The 24,001-nt window shown below is 54.0% G+C and carries 20 protein-coding genes; 14 read left to right on the top strand and 6 right to left on the bottom strand.

Going from position 1 to position 24,001, the window contains the following annotated elements:
- Positions 1-3 precede the first annotated feature (3 nt).
- The 5 genes from WA411_RS11600 (at position 4) to WA411_RS11620 (ending at position 5,406) form a co-directional block, all read left to right on the top strand.
- Complete coding sequence (locus WA411_RS11600) at positions 4-954, top strand: NAD-dependent epimerase/dehydratase family protein (RefSeq protein ID WP_291905904.1); 951 nt, start codon at positions 4-6, stop codon at positions 952-954.
- Positions 955-956: 2 nt separating this feature from the next.
- Positions 957-1,508 (top strand): sugar transferase, encoded by a 552-nt coding sequence (locus WA411_RS11605; RefSeq protein ID WP_291906650.1) that lies wholly within the window; start codon positions 957-959, stop codon positions 1,506-1,508.
- 5 nt (positions 1,509-1,513) lie between these two features.
- Entirely contained in the window at positions 1,514-3,451 is a 1,938-nt protein-coding gene (locus WA411_RS11610) for a polysaccharide biosynthesis protein (protein ID WP_291905902.1), read from the top strand.
- A gap of 51 nt (positions 3,452-3,502) precedes the next feature.
- Positions 3,503-4,894: an MBL fold metallo-hydrolase RNA specificity domain-containing protein gene (locus tag WA411_RS11615; RefSeq protein ID WP_291905899.1), complete on the top strand. Its 1,392-nt coding sequence runs from the start codon at positions 3,503-3,505 to the stop codon at positions 4,892-4,894.
- Between the two features lie 143 nt (positions 4,895-5,037).
- On the top strand, positions 5,038-5,406 hold the full coding sequence (locus tag WA411_RS11620) for a histone-like nucleoid-structuring protein, MvaT/MvaU family (protein WP_291905897.1): 369 nt from the start codon (positions 5,038-5,040) through the stop codon (positions 5,404-5,406).
- 37 nt (positions 5,407-5,443) lie between these two features.
- Here the strand turns inward: WA411_RS11620 and WA411_RS11625 are convergent, their stop codons facing one another.
- On the bottom strand, positions 5,444-6,397 hold the full coding sequence (locus tag WA411_RS11625) for a sensor domain-containing diguanylate cyclase (protein ID WP_291905895.1): 954 nt from the start codon (positions 6,395-6,397) through the stop codon (positions 5,444-5,446).
- A gap of 3 nt (positions 6,398-6,400) precedes the next feature.
- Positions 6,401-7,429: a response regulator gene (locus WA411_RS11630; protein ID WP_291905893.1), complete on the bottom strand. Its 1,029-nt coding sequence runs from the start codon at positions 7,427-7,429 to the stop codon at positions 6,401-6,403.
- Positions 7,430-7,779: 350 nt separating this feature from the next.
- On the opposite strand from WA411_RS11630, the gene WA411_RS11635 reads away from it, so the two are divergent.
- The 3 genes from WA411_RS11635 to WA411_RS11645 all read left to right on the top strand — a co-directional run bounded on the left by WA411_RS11635 (position 7,780) and on the right by WA411_RS11645 (position 10,569).
- Positions 7,780-8,655: a hypothetical protein gene (locus tag WA411_RS11635; protein WP_291905891.1), complete on the top strand. Its 876-nt coding sequence runs from the start codon at positions 7,780-7,782 to the stop codon at positions 8,653-8,655.
- A 48-nt stretch (positions 8,656-8,703) separates the two neighbouring features.
- Positions 8,704-10,149 carry an exodeoxyribonuclease I gene (sbcB, locus tag WA411_RS11640; protein WP_291905888.1) on the top strand — a complete coding sequence of 482 codons (1,446 nt, stop codon included), beginning with the start codon at positions 8,704-8,706 and terminating at the stop codon, positions 10,147-10,149.
- A gap of 96 nt (positions 10,150-10,245) precedes the next feature.
- Complete coding sequence (locus WA411_RS11645) at positions 10,246-10,569, top strand: nucleotidyltransferase family protein (protein WP_291905886.1); 324 nt, start codon at positions 10,246-10,248, stop codon at positions 10,567-10,569.
- A 95-nt stretch (positions 10,570-10,664) separates the two neighbouring features.
- On the opposite strand, the gene WA411_RS11650 is transcribed toward WA411_RS11645, so the two are convergent.
- Both WA411_RS11650 and WA411_RS11655 read right to left on the bottom strand, forming a co-directional pair.
- A complete protein-coding gene (locus WA411_RS11650; protein WP_291905884.1) occupies positions 10,665-12,665 on the bottom strand; it encodes a hypothetical protein in 2,001 nt (666 codons plus the stop codon).
- A gap of 194 nt (positions 12,666-12,859) precedes the next feature.
- Entirely contained in the window at positions 12,860-14,464 is a 1,605-nt protein-coding gene (locus WA411_RS11655; RefSeq protein ID WP_291905882.1) for a flagellin N-terminal helical domain-containing protein, read from the bottom strand.
- 384 nt (positions 14,465-14,848) lie between these two features.
- Here WA411_RS11655 and WA411_RS11660 point away from each other — a divergent pair, with 384 nt between their 5' ends.
- The 5 genes from WA411_RS11660 (at position 14,849) to WA411_RS11680 (ending at position 21,038) form a co-directional block, all read left to right on the top strand.
- On the top strand, positions 14,849-16,474 hold the full coding sequence (locus tag WA411_RS11660; RefSeq protein ID WP_291905880.1) for a flagellin N-terminal helical domain-containing protein: 1,626 nt from the start codon (positions 14,849-14,851) through the stop codon (positions 16,472-16,474).
- Between the two features lie 70 nt (positions 16,475-16,544).
- A complete protein-coding gene (locus WA411_RS11665) occupies positions 16,545-16,979 on the top strand; it encodes a flagellar protein FlaG (RefSeq protein WP_291905878.1) in 435 nt (144 codons plus the stop codon).
- Between the two features lie 247 nt (positions 16,980-17,226).
- Positions 17,227-19,218 carry a flagellar filament capping protein FliD gene (fliD, locus tag WA411_RS11670; protein WP_291905877.1) on the top strand — a complete coding sequence of 664 codons (1,992 nt, stop codon included), beginning with the start codon at positions 17,227-17,229 and terminating at the stop codon, positions 19,216-19,218.
- A 36-nt stretch (positions 19,219-19,254) separates the two neighbouring features.
- Positions 19,255-19,653, top strand: a complete 399-nt coding sequence (fliS, locus tag WA411_RS11675; RefSeq protein ID WP_291905875.1) for a flagellar export chaperone FliS — start codon at positions 19,255-19,257, stop codon at positions 19,651-19,653.
- Between the two features lie 173 nt (positions 19,654-19,826).
- Positions 19,827-21,038: an argininosuccinate synthase gene (locus tag WA411_RS11680; protein ID WP_291905873.1), complete on the top strand. Its 1,212-nt coding sequence runs from the start codon at positions 19,827-19,829 to the stop codon at positions 21,036-21,038.
- Here WA411_RS11680 and WA411_RS11685 read toward each other — a convergent pair.
- Both WA411_RS11685 and WA411_RS11690 read right to left on the bottom strand, forming a co-directional pair.
- The gene (locus WA411_RS11685; protein ID WP_291905871.1) at positions 21,035-22,060 is read right to left on the bottom strand and encodes an AraC family transcriptional regulator; all 1,026 of its coding nucleotides are present in this window, start codon (positions 22,058-22,060) and stop codon (positions 21,035-21,037) included. The two genes, WA411_RS11680 and WA411_RS11685, sit on opposite strands and share 4 nt — an antisense overlap.
- A 298-nt stretch (positions 22,061-22,358) precedes the next feature.
- The gene (locus WA411_RS11690; protein WP_291905869.1) at positions 22,359-23,330 is read right to left on the bottom strand and encodes a response regulator; all 972 of its coding nucleotides are present in this window, start codon (positions 23,328-23,330) and stop codon (positions 22,359-22,361) included.
- Between the two features lie 111 nt (positions 23,331-23,441).
- Here WA411_RS11690 and WA411_RS11695 point away from each other — a divergent pair, with 111 nt between their 5' ends.
- Positions 23,442-23,924 carry a YajQ family cyclic di-GMP-binding protein gene (locus tag WA411_RS11695; protein WP_069183150.1) on the top strand — a complete coding sequence of 161 codons (483 nt, stop codon included), beginning with the start codon at positions 23,442-23,444 and terminating at the stop codon, positions 23,922-23,924.
- The last annotated feature ends 77 nt before the right edge of the window (positions 23,925-24,001 follow it).

The raw sequence follows: 24,001 nt of genomic DNA on the forward strand, positions 1-24,001 counted from the left end.
TCCATGGCTGCCGGAAAAAAAATACTGGTTACCGGAGCGTCAGGATTTATCGGCAAGGAACTTTGTAAGGTTCTCGTTAAAAGAGGTTTTCAGGTAACGGCTCTGGTGCGCTCTGATAAGGGCCTTCCCTGTGAGGGCGTCCAGTGCCTTGTTCAGGATCTTGAAAGCCGGTTTGATGAGGATATTCTTGCCAGTGGTTTTGATGCGGTTGTTCATCTCGCTGGCAAAGCCCACGGCAAAGGTGGCGCCAACGAACAGACAGCCGAGGCGTTTGATAGAAGCAATGTTGCCACCACAAGGCGTCTTGCTGAAGCTTTGGCTGGTGGAAGCACGCAACGGTTCATTTACCTGAGCTCGATTGGCGTCCATGGAGACAGCTCACCAGGTTCGCCAATTACGGAACAAAGCGAGGAACGCCCTCACGCAGAATACGCGCGATCAAAACTTCAGGGGGAAATGGCTCTACGGGAGAGCTTGGCCGGAACCACAACTGCGTTTTCTATCATTCGGCCTACATTGGTTTATGGAGAGAACGCCCCCGGCAATTTTGGCAAACTTGTCGCTCTTTGCCGTCGAAATGTGCCGCTGCCTTTCCGGAATTCGAATAATCGGCGAAGCCTGGTTTCACTGGATAGCTTGGTCCGTTTGATCATTTTATGCATAGAGAAGCCAGAGGCTGAGAACCAGACTTTTGTAGCGGCCGATGAGAACCCCGTTTCGACCGGAAACATAATCCGAAGCCTCCGTTGCGGAATGGGAAAAGGGCCCGGCCTCTTACCAGTTCCTATCGGTCTGGTTCGGGGAGTTCTGGCAATCATGGGGCGTTCGCCCCTCTACCAACAGCTTTTCGGGGATCTTGAGGTAGACGCAAGCAAGGCGGTTAATCTCCTTGGTTGGGAGCGGGAAGCTGACACCTTGGGGCGGCTGAAGGTAATCGGGAAAAAGGCGGGCTGATGCTGATTCGCATATTGGATATTGTTTTTTCCGTCGCTGGTCTGGTTTTCGGGTTACCCGTTATGGTCGTTCTTTTTGTGGTGGGGCTGCTCGATACAGGTTCGCCACTTTTTGTACAGGAGCGCGTGGGTCGGAACCGGAAGCCATTTAAGCTTGTAAAGTTTCGGACGATGAAAAAATCTGCAGCCTCTGTCGCCACGCACCTGGCAAATGCCGCTGAGATTACTAGGTTTGGGCGTTTTTTGAGGAAAACCAAGCTGGATGAATTGCCGCAGTTGTGGAATGTCTTGAAGGGCGAGATGAGCCTTGTTGGGCCTCGGCCATGCTTGTTTAACCAGGACGAACTTATCGAGGCACGTGAGAAGCGGGGCGTGTTTTTGGTAAGGCCAGGAATTACCGGGTTAGGGCAGGTCACTGACATTGATATGTCGACACCGGAACTGCTTGCGGAAACGGACAGTAAGATGATTGAACATATGTCGGTTCGTACTTACTTTAAGTACATTTTTCAGACTGTGACCGGAAAAGGTTCGGGTGACCGTATCAGGGAGTAGATTTTATGCTCGACGCTTTTTTGGCATTGCCAAGGGTATACAAGAGGATTCTATCTGTTGTCTCAGATTTGGTTGCCCTGACGTTTTCAATCTGGGCCGCTTACGCTCTCAGGTTAGAGCAGCAATACTGGCTTCCTGACCAGAAGCAAGCTTTGGTGGCAGCCCTGACCGTTCTTTTCACGATCGCCTTTTTTATAAAATTGGGTCTTTATCGGGCCGTTATTCGTTATTTATCAGACAAAGCGTTCATCACGATTGTATATGGGGTGTTCGCGTCCTGTCTGACTTTCATCGTTCTTGGATACTTGTTCCAGGCATTTGTGCCTCGCTCCGTACCCGTTATTTACGGTGCATTGGCGTTTGTATTTGTCAGCGGTAGTCGCCTGGGCGTGCGAATGCTCGTAAACCGTCCTTGGGAGAAAGAAAAGGAATCAGTGGCAATAGTAGGTGCGGGCGAAACCGCCATGCAGCTTGCATCTGCTTTGGCACAGGGAACTGAATACCGACCGACTGCATTCATCACGTTGAATAGCAAGAATCACAAAACGACGGTTAACGGATTGCCGGTAGTAAGCCTGCAATACACTGCCAAGACTATAAAGAAGTATGGCATCCGAAGACTTCTCCTCGCTCTGGATGCAGACTCATCGATTGATCGCAAAGCATTGATGAGCGAACTTGAAGCACTTTCGGTGCCCGTTCAGACAGTTCCCTCGATGTCAGAGTTGGTTGCGGGGCGGGCACGAATAAATGATATCCGGGATCTCGAACTTGAAGATTTGCTGGGGCGAGACCCGGTTCGGCCAGAAGCAGAAGCCCTCGCAGCCAGTCTCAGAGGGAAATCTGTAATGGTGACCGGGGCTGGTGGATCGATTGGCTCGGAACTGTGTCGACAAATTATCCACCATAAGCCAAGAACGCTGGTGCTTTTGGAGCAGAATGAGTATTCGCTCTATTCGATCGAGCGGGAGTTGTCGGCGGTAAATGAGATTGACGGTCTGGACGTGTCGATCTTCCCGATATTGGGGAGTGTCATACATAAGCGCCGGTGCGAGGTTGTGATGAAAGCCTTTGCAGTGGAAACGGTCTACCATGCGGCGGCCTACAAGCATGTGCCCCTGGTTGAGCATAATGTTATTGAAGGGGTGCAGAATAATGTCCTCGGAACGTGGCATGTTGCAGAAGCAGCTATTGCGGCAGGCGTTGAAAGGTTTGTTCTTATTTCAACCGATAAAGCCGTTCGCCCGACAAATATCATGGGGGCATCCAAGCGTTTAGCTGAGCTTGTATTGCAAGGATTATCCGAACGACAGGGCGCAACGATTTTTTCGATGGTTCGGTTTGGTAACGTGCTAGGGTCGTCTGGTTCTGTTGTTCCGCTGTTTCGCGACCAGATTCGGGACGGTGGGCCTGTGACGGTGACCCATCCGGATATTATTCGTTATTTCATGACTATCCCCGAGGCCAGTCAGCTGGTTCTCCAGGCCGGGAGTATGGGGAAGGGCGGCGAGGTCTTCGTTCTCGATATGGGGGAGCCCGTCAGGATTGCCGATCTTGCCAGAAAAATGATCCACCTTATGGGGCTTTTGGAGAAAACCGACGATCAGCCTGACGGCGATATTCAGATTGTGTTCACGGGTCTCCGCCCCGGCGAAAAACTTTTTGAAGAACTGCTGATTGGCAATAACCCACATGGAACCGATCACCCGAGGATTATGATGGCGAGGGAGAGTTCGATGCCATGGGACGACCTGAAAGCCGCTCTGAACAGGCTTGCGGATGCGAGTAAGAGATTCGACTGTCAGGAAGTCGTCAGTATTTTGAAAGAGTGTCCGACTGATTATCAGCCGGTGGGAACTGAATTGGTCGATTTGATTGCGGCCGCACCGGCCTCGGCAAAATCTGCTGAACCTCGCAGTAACGTTCGCAACATGCCGATCTGAGTTTATAAACCGTCCGACAAGAAAGTCGGACTCCGACAACAAGGACTGTTGATGATTAATCTGCAACACCACGGCGCCACTTCCGGCGTGACCGGCTCTTGTCACGAATTGACCCTCGGTCAGGGAACCCAAAAACGCGGCATCCTCATTGACTGCGGCCTGTTCCAGGGCCAGGACGAAGGCCGCGGCGCTTCTGCTTCTGATCTCTCTATCGATTTCCCCATCGAACACATCCTGGCCCTGGTGGTCACCCATGTACATATAGACCACGTAGGGCGCATTCCCTATTTGCTGGCTGCAGGATTCGACGGGCCAATTATCTGTTCCGAGCCCTCTGCGATTATGCTTCCGGAAATTCTGGAAGATGTCCTGAAAATAGGGTTTACCCGCGACAGGCAATTGATTGAACGGGTTCTGGGACTGATCCGTTCTCGCCTGGTGCCGGTGCCTTATGGCCAGTGGCATTCGGTGTTCGCTGAGAATGATTGGTCGCTGTCGGTCAGGCTTCAGAGAGCCGGGCATATTCTGGGCTCGGCTTATGTGGAGTGTGATGCGCGTGTGGGAGATTCGGAAGAGCGGATTGTGTTCAGTGGCGATCTTGGGGCGCCCCATGCTCCGCTGCTGCCGGCGCCGCAGTCCCCGGAGCGGGCGGACCGGTTGGTGATTGAGAGTACTTATGGAGATAAGGACCATGAGGACCGGGAGACGCGGCGTTACCGGTTGAAATCGGTGCTGGAGCATGCCCTGGAAGATGGTGGGACAGTCCTGGTGCCGGCGTTCAGTATTGGGCGGACGCAGGAATTGCTTTATGAGATTGAAAGTCTGATTCATGAGTTTGGCGGCGAGCTTTGGAATAATCTTGAAATCGTTGTGGATTCACCATTGGCTGCAGAGTTCACGCGAATATACCGGGATTTGAAGCCCTATTGGGATTCCGAGGCCACTGAATTGGTTAATCAAGGAAGGCATCCTTTGTCATTTGAACTGATGACGGTAATTAATTCTCATGAAGAACATTTGAATGCGGTAGATTATTTAGCACGGTCTCATCGCCCTTGTGTGGTTTTGGCCGGCTCCGGGATGTGTGCCGGCGGCCGCATCGTCAATTATCTCAAAGCAATGTTAGGCGATAAGCGAAATGATGTATTGTTTGTGGGATATCAGGCCGCGGGCACTCCCGGGCGTGATATCTTGAACTATGGCCCCAAAGGGGGCTGGGTTCAGTTTGATGGAGACCGATATGATATTCGGGCCCGGATTCATCAGGTAAGTGGGTATTCCGCCCATGCGGGGCAATCGGATTTACTTCGATTTATTCAGGGTATTTCCCAAGCCCCGCAAGAAATCCGTATTGTTCACGGGGACGAAAACGCAAAAAGTGCATTTAAAGAAGAGTTAGATAGACTTCGATTCTCCAATGTTGTGATTCCAGTTGGCAGTTGAATAAATTCCAGAGTTACCGGAATTAATAACTCTTTAATTAATAAACTTTGCGGTACCTGCCTTATTCATTTATTATTTGCGGGACTTTTAGTCAACTCCATTTAAGTTTTTTAAAACCCCTATTTGAATAAGGTTTTAATTCCATGGCAAAGATTAACGACTATTACCAGAAAAAACAGCTTATGGAAAAGCTTGCTGCAGAGCTGGAACAGCTTGAAAAAGACCAGGCTCTGAAAGGTGAACTGGAGTTTGAAAACAAGGTTCGCGCTTTGATGAAGGAGTATGACAAGTCACCAAAGGATGTACTTCAGATTCTTTCTGCAATTGATCCTTCCGTGTCTGGCACCAAGGCCGATTCAACTTCTGGCAGCCGCCCGAAGCGCCCGATGAAGACTTACAAGAACCCGCACACCGGTGAAGTGGTCAAAACCCGCGGTGGCAATCACAAGACGCTGAATGAATGGCGTCAAAAGCATGGTAAGGAAGCTGTGCAGAGCTGGCAGCAGGACTGATGTCAGTTGGCCCTTCTCCTCGAATGGAGAGGGGCTATCAACCCACCACTACCCGGTTTCGACCACCTTCCTTTGCCGCGTATAAAGCCTCGTCTGCCTTCTGCATCCACTGCATATAGTTCTCAGGCTGGTCCGTTAACTGGGCAATGCCGATGCTGATGGTATAGCGGATGGCTGCCGCGCTGGTTTCCACCACGCTCTGTTCAATGCTTTCCCGTATCCGCTCGCAAATGATGCGTGCGCCCTCGGCATCGGTTTCCGGCAGTATGATGCCGAATTCTTCACCGCCGTAGCGGCCGGCGCTGTCGGACTGGCGGATGGCATTGCGGGTGACCCTGGCGGTGTGTTTGATCACTTCGTCCCCGGCCAGGTGGCCATGGGTGTCGTTCACTGGCTTGAAATGGTCGATATCAAACATCACCAGGCTGGTGGTGTGGCCATAGCGGCGGAAGCGTTCGAATTCCGCATCCACCAGGTTTTCCCAGGTACCCCGGTTGAGCAGGCCTGTGAGGCGATCTGTCATGCTCAGTTTGGCCAGCTGCTCGTTGGCCCTTTCCAGGGCCATTTTGCTGCTGGCGATGTCGGTAACGTCGTACACCATCAGGCAAACCTTCTCGACTTCCCCGTTGGTGCCGGAGAGCGGGCTGATGGTGAGGTTCTGGAACATGTACTCTTCCGTGCCGGTGATCGGCCGGGTATTGCGGAACTGGAACAGGTAGGGGCGCTGCTCCCATGAGGTGAACGCTTTGGTATTAAGCAAGGCGACGGCGTCCACCTTACGGGTCAACCAGGCTTTTGGGATATCCGGGAATACGTCGAACAGCACCTGGCCCTGAATCTTGCTCGCTGTGATGCCGCTGTGGTTCTCCATGAAGCCGTTCCAGACTTCCACCCGGAAATCCAAATCAAGCACCACAAGGCCCACTTCCACGGATTCCAGCATGTCCATCAGCCAGTGAAAGGAATTGGCTTCAGATTCTTCTATGGCCATGAGTCAGTCCACCAGATATTGCAGGCGATCTTCGAGAAAAGGCACTGAATCCTCGGTAAGCAGGATCAGCATGTCGCATTCGATGTCCCGGTCTTCCAGGGCATAGCAGATTTCAATGCACAGCAACTGTTCTTCACGGGCGCTGTGGTGTTCGAGCAATTCGGTAATCTGCCGATGCTGGCCAAGCACGGTGGGATGCCCCAGGCCGAGCTTCAGGTCCAGCTGATCGCCGATGCCTTTGAGGAAAGCACCGAAGAGTATGCTGGACATATCCATCAGCACCTCCACGTTTACCGCCTCGCCTTCGAGGGTGTCGTAGTGAAGCATCTCTGCCATTTCCCGGAAGCTGGCATCTGCAAACAGCAGAAGTGCCTCTCCGGCGATGCCGGCCCCGGTGAATCCCTGGCACACCGCAGAATAGGTGTCGCTGTCGCTGACCGAGGAAATGGCCATGTGCAGTTCAGAGTTGGCCAGGAACGCGACCTTGGGAATCGGTTGCTTCACGAAAACCCGCAACAGGCGGGCCAGAAGATCCGAGGACCGGCCCATGGCGACGTTGGAGATTTCCTGCAGGTAGTCGTTCAGGGAAACGGAGATCTCCGGAGCGGCGCTGCCTGTGTTCTTGAGGCTGGTATCCTGCAGCGCTGTGTCTTCGAGTTCTCCGGGGCGGTACACCCCGTATTCCACCAACAGGTCGAGCACGATGTGCGTTTCGGTGGGCTTCTTGATGAAGTCGAGAGCGCCGAGTTTTTTGACCCGTTCCCGGGCTTCAGGCTGAATATCGCCGGAAACCACGATGGTCATCACCGGCAGATCTTCCTTGCGAACCTGCTCCAGCACCTGGTAACCGTCCATCTCTGGCATGTTCAGATCCAGGAACATCAGCTCGGCCTCGTGCCTCCGCAGCTTATCCAGTGCTTCCACACCGTCTTTCGCGAAACTGACGTCCCCGCGCAATCCTTCTGGCAGGGCTCGGGCCATTTGCTTCCTGGCCAGGGCAGAGTCGTCGCAGATCAGAATGCGGGTGGTCATTGATGGGGCCGTAGGGGGTAGTTCATAAGGTGCGAAAGTATACCAGTAGTCTTTGTTGTGTACACGTTTGCTACAGCATGCGTAACAATCGGTAAGGTGTTGTAAGTATTTTAAGGCAAAGGTTTTGTGACTGTATTCAAAGTTGGTTGAGTATTACTGAATTGTAAATGGTGATTGTGACTCTGCTCACTCTATTGGCTGATCTGCCTTGGTTATAGTGTGTTTGCGGCAAATAAAAATAATGTAAATCCCTGCCGCCTGTGGGCACCGGAAAACCAAAAATAAACCGGGCTTCAGAAGAGTCGGGCGTCGGAAACTGACTCTAAATAACTAATTCAGAGACGCAAAATATGAGACAGCGAGCGTATGGATACGCTGCCGTCACCTTGTTCTGCCTGGGTATTGCGCCCGTTGCCCAGGCTGAGCTGAAGCCCATTTCAGAGGAAACAATGGGTGAGGTGACCGGGCAGGCTTTTATGCAGATCGAGAACATCCCGGGGGATACCCATGCGTTCACGCGTATGACGCTGACCATGGATGTGGAAACCCGGATGAACGTGGATGACGTGCAAGCCGGCGACATTGATGGCGGCGTGGACTTCGCTGCCCAGCATGTGGCGCTAGGGCATATTGCCCGTAATGACGGTGAGCAGTTTAATGGCCGCACTTACAGTGCCGGAGACACCGTTCATTTCGAGGCGTTCAAGCCTTATATCGAGCTTGCGGAAGATCCCGCAGAGGGCAAGCTCTCTGGTTTTCGTATGGGTTTCGGGCAGGCGAGAGGGTCGGTTTCCTCGCTGACCAGCAGTTTCAGTGGCGATATTGGCCTGAAACTGGTGGATGGCTCCGGGCAGGAATTCGACGCGACCCTGTTTGATGGGAACACTCAGGCCACCCAATACCGGGCCAGTCATATAGGCATTGACGATGGAACGGCAGACTGTGCCTCTGGCACTAACTGCGCACCATTAACCCACCTGCAGTCGCTGTATGTTGGGGAAGAGGGTGTCGATGGGGTGACTGATTTCACCAGCGACTTCTTCATTGGTTTCCAGCGTGAAGGGGTGGACTGGCAGAGCCCGGATGGCGCCACCGTGATCAATGCCGGAAAGGGCGTGTTTATTAATCTGCCAACAAGCATGAAAGTGGATATGAGCCAATTGATCACCCAGGGTGTGGACCGGCTGCAGACCCATCGGGACGATATGGGTACCCGATTGTTTTAAATGCTAAACTCCTGCCAGTGCAAATTCATTTGGCAGGAGCCTAATCCCTTGATCCGCTCGTTTTACTGGCACGATTACGAAACTTTCGGGGTAGACCCGGTTCACGACAGGCCTTCCCAGTTTGCCGGCGTGCGAACGGATGCGGATCTCAACATCATCGAAGACCCGCTGGTGATTTACTGTAAGCCAGCGGACGACTACCTGCCATCGCCGGAAGCCTGCCTGATTACCGGTATTACGCCCCAGAAAGCACTCGAAGATGGCTTTCCAGAGGCTGAGTTTATCGCCCAGATCACCGAGGCCTTCAGTCAGCCAGGCACCTGTGTGGTGGGCTACAACAGCCTGCGCTTTGATGATGAAGTGACCCGCCACACCCTCTACCGCAACCTGCGGGATCCCTATGCCCGTGAGTGGCAGAATGGCAATTCCCGCTGGGACATTATTGATATGGTGCGCCTGACGTTCGCCCTGCGACCGGAGGGTATCAACTGGCCCCGCAAGGAAGATGGAAGTCCCAGTTTCAAACTGGAGGAGCTAACGGTCGCCAACGGAATCGCACACGAGGCGGCCCACGATGCCATGTCGGATGTTGAGGCAACCATTGCAGTGGCCAAACTGATCAAGGAGAAGCAGCCAAAGCTCTTTGATTTTGTGTTGCAAAACAAGGATAAACACTCTGCCCGCGCCATGCTGGATACCGCCACCATGAAGCCGGTTTTCCACATATCCGCCAAGTACCCGGCCAGCCGGGGATGCTGTGCCATGGTGGCTCCGGTGGCCGAGCATCCCACCAATAAGAACCTGGTGATTGTTTACGACCTCAGGGAAGACCCCACCGAGTTGATCAATGCCAGCGCTGATCAGATTCGTGAGCGGGTGTTTACTTCCCAGGCAGAATTGGGTGAGGGCTTGAGCCGCTTTCCGCTTAAAGGCGTGCAGCTGAACAAATGCCCGGTGCTGGCACCGGCGAACATGCTTTCCACCCTATCGCAGGAACGCCTTGAGGAATTGGCGCTGGACGGAGAGACCCTGCGGGCCAACCTCGCCATGCTGCGGAGGGCCCCGGATCTGCCAGCCAGGATTGCCGAGGCCTTCGACCAGCCCCACGAAAGCGATCTGACAGACCCGGATGAGCAGCTCTATGCAGGTGGCTTCATCAGCAAAGCCGACCGAGAGAAGCTGAACTGGGTGCTGGAACAGCCGGTCGAGACACTTGGCGAGCTGGATGTGACGTTCGAAGACAATCGCCTGCAGGAGCTGCTGTTTCGCTATCGGGCGCGGAACTATCCAGGCAGCCTGATGGGTGAGGAGCTGGAGCGGTGGGAGGAGTTCCGTAGCCAGAGGCTAATGCACCCGAAGAAGGGGTGGCGGTCTTTGGAGGCGTACGCTCAGGAATTACAGCGCCTGGCGGCGGACCCGGAATTGACGCCGCAGAGGCGGCATATTCTGGAAGATTTGCATTTGTATGGGGAGTCTTTGATTCCGTATATCTGAGGATAAGGATGTTGGCCGTTCCGGCCGCCGCTTTCTTTATTGTTTGGGGGGCAAGGTTTAAACTCCAGACATATACCGCAAGCTACTGAGTGAAGTATGGCCGCAATTAATGCACTGGAGATGCTGAAAGGAAAACAGGACGAGATTCGCCTGCTTTGTAAAAAGCACAGGGTAATGTCGTTCGGTGTTTTCGGCTCTGCTGCCACAGGGCATTTCAATGAGACCAGTGATCTGGATTTTCTTGTGGATTTTGATCCAGCTCTAACAGCTACTCAAAAGGCTGCGGCGTTTTTCGGGCTAAAAGAAGAACTGGAATCAATGTTTTCTCGCCCAGTGGATTTGGTCGCGATGTCCTCACTGACCAATCCTTATTTCAGAGACTCGGTTCTAGAAGAGCGGCATTCCTTATATGCAGCGTGAGGCTCTCAATGCTGATTAATAATCGTCAGTCGATATTGCAGGAGTGCGTCGAAAACGGGGTCAGATGAAACTTTCATCTGACCCCAAGCTCAATCTCAGCGCCGCTTCACGAAATAAACACTCAAATTCTGCCCCATCAGACTCTGTACCTCACTGCCCAGTGCCTCCGCCTGAATCTGTTGCTGAACCGGCCCGGTTGCCAGACTGTGGCCATCCACATCCCGTGCTTTCACGAGTTTCCATTCCACCTCGTTGCTCGCCATAGCCATCAGCTCTTTCAGCTGGGCTGTGTCCTGTGGCCGGAACCATCGGTCCCGGCAGCCGCCGAGGCTGTAGAAATCGGCGTCGGAGGTCAATTCTTGCCAGGTTGAGTCGTGTCGATTGGCAAGAACCATTCGGCGCAACTGACGTAGTGTCTGGCGAGTGGGTTGAAGCTTATGCTCGGTAACCAGTTTGCGAATCTGTTTGTCACCCGATGTTTGCTCAGCAATGGCGGTATGCATGTGCACCACAGCGCCGGAGCCAGTGGCCTCGTTAACCAGGGCCGCCAAGGAGAGGGTGGTCATGGCTGGAGAGGGCAGGCGACCGACTTCGATCCAGTGCACCTGGTGGCCATCGGCCACGAATCGTTGGGCGATAGACCAGGGCCAGAATACGATGTTGTCCATGCCCATCTCGTTGGCCATGCGCGTGGCTTTGGCGATGTTGGCCAGGGATTCATCCACCGCGATCACTTCTGCATCGTCCAGATAGCTGGCCAGTTCCATTGCCCGCTGGCCGGATTGCGCACCGCACACCATGATCCGAAGAGTGGCCAGGAGGTTTTTGGTGTCCAGCCCCAGTTCGGTGGCCATCAGTGTTTTAAGGCTGCTTTCGGTGCGATAGGCCAGCTGAGACCAGGAAGGCCAGGCCTGTGCAACATCGGTCTTCTCCAGGCAGAGCTCCTCGGCCTTTTCGTCGAAATTCTGCTTGATGGCTTCTTCCGCAGCCCGATCGTAGTAGCTGGCGGCCAGAACCGTTTGCAATGCCAGAGGCCAGTCCACCAGGTTCCAATGGCCTAGTTGCACAGCGAAAGGCTGGTGGAAGAGGGCGCCATACATGGCACTGACCATCAGCGAGCCGATGAGTCCGTCCTGTTCCTCGCCAAGGGCAAACTGGGCCTGGATGCTATTGTTGATGGCAGAGACCAGCCGCTCTTCGTCGTCTTCCGCAGCCAGGGCATAGCCAGTTCTGTCGGCGTATTGGGCAATGGCCAGAGTCAGGCGCTGCAGCTCGTCCCGAAGTTCAACCGTTTGCGCGACTTCGGCAATGATCGCCCGACGCAGCATCATTACCAACTCTTCTACCGCAGGGTTGGGCATCAGGGTTTTCTGTAAAGCCAGGATCAGCAGCTCATCTTCGCTGGCAGCATCCAGAAAAATCTGGGCATCCGGATTATCCAGATCGTACTGTTGATGAATAATCGCACCGACAAACCGGCCCAGTTCCTGGTGTGGCAGCCCATCGCGCTGGAGAAGAGCGATAGCATCATGGGCGAGGGCGGAATCGGCCTTGCTCACCTCCAGATGCTGGGCACAGCTCAGCATGCCGCTGTAAACGGAATCCCATTCAGCGCCGGTTTCAAGAAGCTTGCGATAATGCAGATAAGCCACATCGAACTGCCCCTGCAGCCGCTTGGAATGGGCAACGCCACAAAAAGCGGCGGCAGATTGCCGGTCGCAGTCCAGGGCCTGCAGGAAATACTGCTCTGCAAGCGCGGGACGCTCCGTTTTCAACGCCCAGTACCCGAGGTTGCAGTACTGCTGGGCCTGGCCCGGTTGATGGTTGAGGCTCGCATTAAACAGGGTGTGGGCCTTCTCGAGCTGCCCGTCGTCCATCTCCACGCGGCCAAGCAACCCCAGCCCACTGGCATTCTCTGGCTCCAGGGCCAGCGCCTCGTTCAGATAGCCCCGGCATTCCTGCCGGGCCTTCAGCCGCTGGATATGGCTGAGGCCGTTACTGTTGGACTCCCCATAGGCAAGGTTGGCCTGAAGAAGAAGGCGGGCAACCTGGGCCTGTTGGGATTGGGATACCTGGACTTGATGCTTGGCTTGCATGGGACACCTCGTGAATACAGCCGCAATGGGAAGCGGCAAAGGTCTGCAGTTTTGGACGGTTTGCCGTGCTTTGAGGGAGGTGTTGCGAAAGCTGTGCCAGTTTGTGCAGTGGATAGCTTTAAGATGAGGGAGGTTGTTGCTTAAAAAAAGAGGGCCCGGTTTACACCGAGCCCTCTTGGGTTTGGTCTTTACGTTTAACCCTGCAGCAACTGCAGAACCTGCTGAGGCCGAGCGTTGGCCTGGGCCAGGACGGACAAGCCAGCCTGTTGAAGGACCTGGGTTCGGGCCAGTTCGGCGGACTCTGCGGCGAAGTCGGCGTCGCGGATCCGGGAACGGGCTGCCGAGAGGTTCTCTGAAGTCGTGCTCAGGTTTGCAATGGTGGTCTCGAAACGATTTTGTACTGCACCGAGATCCGCTCGGACGCTATTGATGCTCTGAAGGGCAGAGTCCATCGCAAGAAGAGCTTTGTTTGCGCCTTCGACCGTAGAAATATCGACGGTTGCGACATTCTGACTGGCATCGACGTTAAGAAGCGTTTGATCAAAGCCAATAATGTCAGCGCCGCTGTTAAGAGTGACATTATCTAGAGACTGAAGAGTGATCTCGCCTCGGTAGAGAAAACTATTTGTCACGCTTGCATCAGTGTCAGCCGTCTGCGCAAAGCCGTCTTGGAAAATCGAGACAATTTCAGATTGGCCAGTGTTAGCTGTGGCACCATCGTCTGTAATTGACATGTCCTCCTGAATCTGAATGTTCCGTCCATCTTCGGCTCTCATAACAAGATTGCCTGAGACATCAATTTCAGCCCTTACTCCAGTTCTGCTGCTGAACTGATTGATCGCCGCTTCGGCGTCAGCCAGAGATACTGTGTCGTCATCATCCAGAGTTGTTTCTAGTACCACCACACCATTAATCTGAAGCGAATAACTTGCGGTATCGCCTTCGTCGTCCGGATCAGAAAACTGGACGAGCGAGGTGTTGCCGGTTCCTATACCGGCAAAGCTTTTTTCGGTACTAGCGAGAGCGCTCACACCATCCAGTCCGCTGCCATTAATTGCAGCAGCTTTGGCATAGGCGCTATCTGATTCCTGGCCTGCGAGGGTACCTGCAAACCGAGTGGAATCGGCTACAACTTCGCCGTTAATCACCAGGTTCGCCCCGGTGGCAGAACCGCTCACACCAGTGTAATCGGTTACCCCTGACTGCACTGTACCGTTAGTTCCCCCAGTTGCTGTTCCGAGAGTTTCTGCGCCGGTTCTCGCAACAGTTCCCGCCTCGTCAACCACCGAGCCAATCTGGTTGGCCTTCGTGCCTTCTATCGAGACACCAATAGTTTGGTTGGCGTTGGCACCCACTTGGAACTGTTGGGTAACATAGCTGCCATCCAAAACCCTCAATCCATTGAATTCTGTTTCCGCCGCAATCCGATCGACCTCCTCAATCAGCTGTGCTACCTCCGCTTGGAGTGCCTTACGGTCAGAACCAGAATTGGTTGCGTTGGCGGATTGCACTGCGAGCTCCCTGATTCTCTGCAAAGCAGAGGCTGCCTCTCCAAGAGCGCCCTCCGCGACTTGCGCCAGAGAAATACCATCGTTGGCATTACGAATTGCCTGATTAAGCCCGCGCACCTGGGATGTAAAGCGTTCTGAAATGGCTAAACCTGCTGCATCGTCTTTGGCAGAGTTAATCCGCAGACCAGATGAAAGTCGCTGAAGAGCGACATTTGCGTCACCTTGGGTTGTGTTCAGGTTTCTTTGGGCGTTCAGTGAAGCAATGTTGGTGTTAATGACCTGAGGCATATCAATTCTCCCTGCTCAGAGGTGCCGGAAGCCAGGTTCCCGATCCTGAGTGGGAACCTTTGCCGGCGGAAACTCGTTAAATTGCCGTTTTGCAAGGTGACAAGCGAAGGGTGTGCCAGTTTCTGAGGGTGGTGTTTATTTTATTGTTTTTAAATGGAATTAAGGCTTCGCTATACGGTTGGCCTGTATCCATACGCCAAAACGCTGCCGCTCTGAAGGGAACTGAATTGCCGGTTTTACATTTGTTAACAAAAACAGTGGATTTTTTTCTAAAGCAACCGCCTGTGGCGCCGTTAAGTGGAGTAACAGGGCGGCGCTCCCAAACGAAAAACGGGCGCCAGACCTTTTCCATGAAATAACGACATCTGTCGAAGGAGAAGCATTATGGCTCTCGGTATTAACACTAACGTCGCGTCACTGTCTGCTCAGAATCAGCTGAGCAATTCTCAAAAGCTGAATGACCAAGCATTGGAGCGCCTTTCGTCGGGACTGAGGATCAACTCTGCCAAAGACGATGCAGCAGGTTTGGCTATCTCTGAGAGGTTTACAAGTCAGATCAATGGCCTCAATCAAGCAGCGCGTAATGCCAATGATGGTATCTCTCTGGCGCAAACAGCGGAGGGGGCTCTGGAGGAAAGCAGCAACATTCTCCAGCGGATTCGAGAGTTGTCTGTCCAGTCATCGAATGCGACGAACTCATCCTCTGACAGAGCCGCGCTTCAGCAGGAAGTCGGACAGTTGTTGAATGAGCTTGACCGTGTAGCAACGACCACTCAGTTCAACGGGTTGAATCTTCTTGACGGGAGCTTCAACGCCCAAGACTTTCAAGTGGGCGCGAATGCAAACCAGACGATAAGCGTATCGGTTGCTGGTGTTCGTACCAGCCAACTTGGCGCAAGCGTTGATGCCGAGGGCACTCTGGCGGGCACTGCCGCCGCAGGTGCCGCAGCGACCGCTGGCACTCGAAACTTGAGAGAAGCAGACGGTACTGCTGCCGATACTACCCGTGACCTCGTTGGCTCTGTTTCCAATGCGGCCGTTTCAGATCTAACGATAAATAGTGTGAACATTCCATCGTCAACCGCTTATGCTCTTGATGGCGATTCCTACAGAGGGGGCGATAGTGCAACTGCGAAAGCAGCAGCTATCAACTCAGAGTCAGCCCAAACTGGCGTTAGTGCCGTGGCGAAGAATGAGATTACGTTCGGAACAAACGGCGGTACGGCCGGAGTCGATGACTTTCTGAATATTAGTGGTGGTGACTTTGATGCTAATGGAAGTTACACCCTGACCATTAACGGCGAACAAGTCTTGAGTCAGAACTTTGTAAGTGGTGAAACAGCCGGCACTTCTGCAAATATTTCACTAGATGACGCAATTTCCAAGATAAACGAGGTTTCTGGAGACACAGGTGTTACCGCGAGAAAGGACGGTGATAAGCTTGTATTGGAGTCCTCAGACGGAAGAAATATTGAAATCCAGGAAGAGGCGAGTTTTGACGGTGATGCTGTCCTTACCCTCGATACTGCGTTCTCGAGCACAGTCCAGAGTGGCGCTGGCGCAGCAGCGGTAGTTGATTCAACTGAAACATATCGAGGAACCGTTACGTTGCAATCGAACGATAATGTTGAGTTGGGTGGCACTATTGCTGGAATAGGTTTCGACTCATCTAATCAAACGAACATTGCAACGAGCGGTAGCATCGAGGGACTGACTGTAGCCACCGTCACTGGTGCAAGCGAAGCAATTCGTCGAGTGGACGCGGCGCTGGATACAATTAACGACACGCGAGCCAAGTTGGGTGCTGTACAAAACCGGTTTGAGTCAACCATTGCGAACATTCAAACCACCTCGGAGAACCTTTCGGCGGCACGTGGACGCATATTGGACGCAGACTTTGCGGCAGAAACAGCAAAGCTCTCTAAGTCGCAGGTACTGCAGCAGGCCGGTATTTCTGTCTTGGCCCAGGCCAACGCCCGTCCGCAGCAGGTTCTGTCCCTCCTGCAGTAAGGGGCTAGCGGTAACAGCCGGAACCCTCGGGTTCCGGTTTAATGCCGTTTGAGGATAGCGAGGTAAAGCTATGAATGACGTTAACCTGAACAGCCCGGATCTGAAGCTGGTTCGTGCCAGTGAACAAGCACCGGCTCGGGCAATTTCGTCATCTCAGGCCGAAGGCAGGAATGCCTCCGACCTTGCTGGTTCGTCTGCCGCTGTCCGTCAAGTACAGAACCCGCAGGCAATATCCGACGCTTCGAAGACTGAAAAGCTTCAAGCTCGGAACGAAGCCACTCGGGAGCAACTGGATGATGCGGTTAGCCAGCTGAACGACTTTGTTCAGAATGTGCAGCGGGATTTGCAGTTTGAAGTGGATAATGAGCTTGGCCAGACGATCGTAAAAGTCGTTGATCAGTCGACCAAAGAAGTTATTCGCCAGATTCCGGATGAATTAGCATTGAGGTTGGCAGAAAACTTGCAGCAGGAAGAGCCGCTGACGTTGTTTAATATCAAAGTGTAAAGGCGGTCGCTTTTACTCCGATGGAAACGACGGTATTTCAGCACCGCCGCACCCGTGAGGGGCCGGCGGTGTTCTGCGTATTGGTATTCTGGTAAAAGTGGGGCAAGAAAAAGGTTTTCTTCGGACCAGGAGGGGTGTCAGCTGTTACACGGTGTTACAAATCAGCTAAAGAAAAAGGCAAAGTTCTGCCGCTTTTTGCCGATAAACTGATCAATGAAGAGGTTCGCCCCCTTGAGGAGGCATGAGCATGGCAAGCATTTCATCGCTGGGTATAGGTTCAGGTGTTCTGACCTCTGATCTTTTGGATCAGTTGGTTCAAGCGGAGCGCGCGCCCACGGAAAACAGGCTGACACAGAAAACAGAGCAAACACAGGCTTTGCTCTCTGCCTATGGAAAACTTCGTAGCGTGGTTACCGAGTTGCGCCTACCGATGCGCCAGCTCAGCGCTCCAGATAATCTCAAAGCGTTTTCTGCAAGTTCTTCCAATGAAGGCATTGCGGTATCAGTGGACAGCACCAAGGCGAGTCGCGGCACATACAGTGTCGAGGTGACAAGTCTTGCCGGTGCGCAGGCTTTGGCTTCCCGGGATGCGTTTGCGGACCGTGACGCGACCAGTGTCGGGCAGGGCACGCTGACGCTGAATGTTGGTGATAAAACTACGAACATCACCATTGATAATAGCAATGACACGCTTCAGGGGCTCGCGAACGCGATCAATGATTCCGGTGCGGGCGTCTCTGCGGGTGTCATTGATACGGGGAACGGCTTCCAGTTGGTTCTCTCTGCGGATGAGACCGGAACGGCCAACGCGGTGAGTATCTCCGTTTCCGGTGATACGGGGGGGACAGATACCGACAATCAAGGTCTTTCGCGTTTCGCGTTTAACACTGGCATGGATGCAGATTCCGGTCTGCAAGAGACCATTGCTGCTTCTGATGCGGTTATGAAGGTTAACGGTGTTGAAGTTACCCGGTCGACTAACAGCTTTGAAAATGTGATTGACGGCCTAACCTTTGATATTGCTGAAACTGGTTCCTCGATTATCAAGGTCCAGCAAGACTTCGGTGCAGTTGCCGATCGAGTGCAGGGTTTCGTCGACAAATTTAACGCGCTTCAGTCCACCATTGACAGCCTTGCTGGTTTTAACGCCGAAGCGGGCGTTGGCAGCTTGCTCACGGGCGACAGCACCGTCCGTTCGATTCAGAATCAATTGCGGCAGGTGCTGACGCGGGTTGTGCCGGGCCTGGAGAATGCCAGTGTTCGCAGTCTGGCCGATGTGGGTGTCACAACAAACTTTGAAACCGGCGGCTTGGAGTTTGATCGAGCCAAGTTTGAAGAGCAACTGAAGAATAATCCGGACGATGTAACAGCATTGTTTGCTGAGCAAGGCCGGACAACTGATAGCCAGGTTGAGTTTGTTCGCAGTGGTTTGAACACTGAGCCAGGCAGGTACGACATCAATATCACCCAGGCCGCGACACAAGGCTCACTCTCCGGGACTGCGATTTCGAGTGTGCCGTTTGCCATCGACGCCGGCAATGACGAGCTGACTTTTCAGGTTAATGGGGAAACCTCGGTGAGCATTCAGCTCACTCAGCAAACCTACAACACCGCTCAAGAACTGGCAGATGAAATCCAGGCGCAGTTGAATGCCAATAATGCTCTGAATGCGTCTGGCTCGAATGTCCAAGTTGGCGTTGGGAGCGGTGGTGAGCTGACATTTGCCTCTTCCGATTACGGCAGTGATTCCAACGTCAGCCTAACATCAGTGGAAGACGGTTCTGCTTATGGGCTTTCCGCTGCCACGGGTACATCGGGTGTCGATGTGGCTGGCACCATCGGTGGTCGAACGGCGGAAGGCGACGGCCAAGTGCTCTTTCTGGGGAATGGCAATGGCGGTGCGTCTGGTCTCCAGGTCCGGATTCTGGGAGACCAGACCGGAAGCCGTGGCTCGATCACCTTTGTTGAAGGGGTAGCCGAAAGAACCGTTGATTTGGTGACCAGTTTTGTTGGTGCGGACGGTGCCATCGAATCCCGAACCGAAGGTCTTAACAGAGAGCTTGAGCAAATTCAGGAGAGCCAGGTTCGCCTTGAGGAGCGAATTGCTGCTTATCGTGAGAGGTTGGTTAGCCAATTCACGGCAGCCGACTCACTGATTTCGCAACTCAACAGCACCCAGGATTACGTAAGTCAGCAGCTTGCTGCGCTTGCACCCCAAAACAACCGGAACAACAACTGATTGGCACGGGCCGATTAGCGAACCAAGAGGTCGAGTATGAACGGTTTACAGGCATACCAGCGCGTAAACACCCAAACCAGCATCACAGATGCGGACCCCCATAGGCTGATCCAGCTTCTGTACAACGGTGCGATTGAGCGAATTAACATGGCCAAGTCCCGGATTCAGGCAAAGGATTACTCTGGAAAGGCACAGTTGATCAATAAGGCCATCGAAATTATTGGTGGACTCCGCTCTTTCCTGGATTTTGAGCAGGGTGGCGATCTGGCTGCGCGTCTTGAGGCGCTTTATGACTACATGGAGCGGACGCTTCTGCAAGCCAGTGCGAAGAATGACGTGGAAAAGCTGGATGAGGTTTTGACTCTTCTCCGTTCCGTCAAAGAAGGCTGGGACGGCATTCGTGAAGAGGCTATTGGGCAGCAGCAGGCTGTTTGAACCGGCACGCTCAGCCTTGCTAAAGTCGGGGTCAGATGAAGGCTTTCATCTGACCCCTGTTTCGAACACGCAGCCTGCCTAATACCCCGGCCCAATAGCCATTCCCCCCGCTGTCCCGTACAATAGCGCCCTTATTTTCAACACATCCATTCTGTTCAGTCTGGAGCAAGGGCATGTCTGATATCAAAAAGGTGGTGCTGGCCTATTCCGGTGGCCTAGATACTTCCGTCATCGTTCGGTGGTTGCAGGATACCTACAACTGTGAGGTGGTGACCTTCACCGCCGACATCGGCCAGGGCGAGGAAGTTGAACCGGCGCGGGCGAAAGCCGAGGCGTTGGGCGTTAAGGAAATCTACATCGAGGACCTGCGCGAGGAGTTTGTGCGCGATTACGTGTTCCCGATGTTCCGCGCGAATACCATCTATGAGGGTGAGTACCTGCTGGGTACCTCCATTGCCCGTCCTCTGATTGCCAAGCGTCTGATCGATATCGCCAATGAGACCGGCGCCGACGCCATTTCCCACGGTGCGACCGGTAAGGGCAACGATCAGGTGCGGTTCGAGCTGGGTGCCTACGCGCTGAAGCCGGGTGTGAAAGTGATTGCGCCCTGGCGTGAGTGGGATCTGAATTCCCGTGAGAAGCTGCTAAAGTACTGCGAAGAGCGCAACATTCCGGTGGAAATGAAGAAGGGCAAGAGCCCGTACTCCATGGATGCCAACCTGCTGCACATCTCCTACGAGGGCATCAACCTTGAGGATCCCTGGGCGGAAGCCGAGGAAGATATGTGGCGCTGGAGTGTGTCTCCGGAAGCCGCGCCGGATGAGCCGACTTACGTAGAGCTGACCTACAAGAAGGGCGACATTGTTGCCGTTGATGGTCAGGACATGAAGCCTCACGTGGTTCTGGAAACCCTGAACAAGCTGGCGGGTGCCAACGGCATTGGCCGTCTCGATATTGTCGAGAACCGCTACGTGGGCATGAAGTCCCGCGGTTGCTACGAAACCCCGGGCGGCACCATCATGCTGCGTGCCCACCGTGCCATCGAATCAATCACCCTGGATCGCGAAGTGGCACACCTGAAAGACAGCATCATGCCGCGCTACGCCGAGGTGATCTACAACGGTTACTGGTGGTCTCCGGAGCGTGAGGCGCTGCAGGCGCTGATCGATCAGACCCAGAACTATGTAAACGGTACTGTTCGTCTGAAGCTCTACAAGGGCAATGTGGATGTGGTTGGCCGTAAGTCTGAGGATTCTCTGTTCGATGAGAAAATTGCCACCTTCGAAGAAGATCAGGGTGCGTACGATCAGAAGGATGCGGAGGGCTTCATCAAGCTGAACGCGCTGCGCCTGCGGATTGCTGCCGGCAAAGGCCGCAAGCTTTAAGTCTGCTCTACGGACGCCCGGAATTCTCCGGGCGTCTTCCCCGTCACTGCTTTGAACTTCCTGTGAAACGACGTGGTTTCACTATATCCCAGCCTTAGCGCAATATCTGGAATGGCCAACTCGCTGTTTCGTAGATAATCCTCGGCCATTTTTTGCCGCACTTCGTCCAGCAGTTTCTGGTAAGAGACCCCTTCCTGGCCGAGTTTTCTTTGAAGGGTCCGGCTGGTCATCCCCAGGTCTTCGGCCACCATGTCTTGCCGGGTTATGCCGTGCATCAGCTGTTGTTGAATGCTGTGCCGGACCTTCGAAGTCAGGTCGCTGTCGGTATCCAGGGACGCCAGCTGACTCAGGGCATGGGCTTCCAGCGTTTTGCGGAGCAGGGGGTCTGGTTGCCGCAGGCGGGTCTCCAACAGGGTTTTCTTTAAGGTAATGCTGTCTTCCTCGGCGGAAAAGGTGACCTGGCAGTGCCAGCGCTCCCGGTAGGCCGTTTCAAATTCGGAACCCGGCGAGGATCGGCGGAGTTTTACCGAGCTTGGTGATGCTTCCTGATTGTCTGCAAGCCAGCGGGCGTAGTTCACCCAGGAGGCAAATACGTTGTCCACCAGTTGCGGGCGGACGACGGGATCGGTGTAGTTGCAGTTCCAGGTCAGTTTGATGTCTTCGCCTTTCATGGTGAGGCTGGTGGTGCCCATGTCTCCGACGAGTTTTTCGAATGGCGCAATGCGTGCCACGGCTTCGCCCAGGGTGGCGCAGCTCATGGTGATGTAGCCCAGTACACTGTAGGAGCCTGGCTGAACGAAGTCGCCGGTTTCCAGGCCCAGAATGGGGTTGCCGGTCTGTTCACAAAGCAGATGAATAAAGTGCTGGAACTGTTCGCCGTTAATTCGGCCGTCGTCGGTTTCGAGGATGTTCTGGTCCAGTTCGGCTTTGTTGAAAAGCGGTGTGACGTCCACGCCGGCGGATTCGGCGGCACGAACGTATTGGCGCAGGGCGGCGACAGAGGCGGTTCCGAGGGTTTTCATGGTTACAGCACTGTTTTTGGAATCGTTATAGCGGGAGTATAACGGAACTGTTGCGGAAACGTCTGGGGCAGAAAATAAAAAGGCCAGCTAAAAAGCTGGCCTAAAAACAAGGAAAGAACGAAAGTGCCTGAAAAATTCGTTAATCCGGTGGATTCGATTCCCCATATGGCGGCGGAGGTACTACTCGGCTCCTCCGCCATGGGGGATACTGCTTAAATCCACAATTGCAGAATAAGTCTTCCGGGCCTTCCTGTCTGTTTGTGAAGTGTGTATCAGTGTTACCGAGTGTGTCGCCCCTTCAGGCGGTCGCTCCAATCTCCGGCGCAGTCTCGGTAAACCGTCGGGTATCGTACGCATCCACCAGCCCTTGCACCGCGGCCCGTTCCATTTCCTGGATTGAGGGCGTGCCGTTCTGGGCGTCGGCTTTGCACAGCACCATGCCGGCTTCCACGGAAATATAACCAGCTGTGGTTTTCAGGGCCTTGTGGTTGATGCCGTCGAACACGCGCCGGAAGGCGGTGGTGGTGCAGTGGTCGCTGTTCGGGAAGTAGGCAATGATGGCGAACTGGTTGTCGCCCACTCGGCACAGGGCGTCGATGGGACGAATCAGGGTGCTCAACCGGCGAGCGATGCCGATGGCCAGCTCACTCATGACCGTGGGCGGGTGCTTGCGTTTGAGCTCCTGCCAGTTGCGAATGCCACACAGTACATAGGCAGAGGCACCGCCCCGGGATTCAGCGTGGCGCAGCGTCTTGGTCAGTCGCTCGCGACCGTATTTGGTGTTGCAGAGGCCGGTTTCCAGATCAATGATGTTGGTGGATTCCAGTTCCCGGTTGTTCTCGATCAGCAGAGAGTTGGCCCGTAGCAGGGTGTTCTGGCGGTCAGCCATTCGGTCCGCCGCGAAGATGCGGGGGATCAGCTGCTTGGTCATGTCGGACTTGTAGATGAAATCATCCACGCCCCGGTCGAAGGCTTCAGAGAGGGCTTCGACGCTCTCCCGGGCGGTGAGCAGGATCACGTAGGTGTAGTGGTTGTTCTGCTCGTCCTGTTGTCGCACCTGGTCGGTGAGCTCAAGGCCATCCATCTCGGGCATCAGCCAGTCCGCAATCAACACGCTTACCGGGCGCTGCTCGATCAGTTTGAGGGCTTCCGGTGCGTTGTTCACGATGCGTACGTCGCGATATCCGGCATTTCGCAGCGTGCGGCCAACCACCATACTGCTGAATTTCGCGTCGTCTACTACGAGGATGGGAAGGTCCAGATTGGGCATTGTTATCTACTTTTACCAGTCCGTTGTCAGGTGCGGGAGATGCCGGGGGTTGGTATCATCCCCAGCAAATTGAAGAAGTATACCTTCTTACCCTGTTGGAGAATAACGACCATGCCTTCTTTTGACATTGTTTCAGAAATCGATATGCACGAAGTCACCAATGCGGTCGACCAGGCCAAGCGGGAACTGGGCAATCGCTGGGACTTCAAGAACGTTGAAGCCGACATTGAGCTGGACGACAAGGGTATTACGATCAGTGCGGAGCAGGAGTTCCAGCTGGAGCAGTTGCTGGACATGCTGCGGATGGCGTTTGCCAAGCGGAATATCGATGCCCGCGCCCTGGCAGAGGACGGAGACAGCAAGTCTGGCAAGCTGGTCAAACAGCACTTGCTGCTGAAGCAGGGGATTGAGACCGATATGGCCAAGAAGATTGTGAAGATGATCAAGGATCAGAAGATGAAGGTCCAGGCCAGTATCCAGGGCGATAAAGTGCGGGTGACCGGCAAAAAGCGTGATGATCTTCAGGGAGCCATCGCCATGTTGCGCGAGGCTGAGCTGGATATCCCGCTTCAGTTCAATAATTTCCGCGACTGATCCGGAGGCTTTACCATCTTCACCGGCACCCGCCTGACCCTGATTCGGGATACGCTCTACACCTACACCCGGTGGCA

The sequence above is a fragment of the Marinobacter sp. CH_CUG1437-1 genome (assembly GCF_037029655.1).
Taxonomy (GTDB): domain Bacteria; phylum Pseudomonadota; class Gammaproteobacteria; order Pseudomonadales; family Oleiphilaceae; genus Marinobacter; species Marinobacter salsuginis.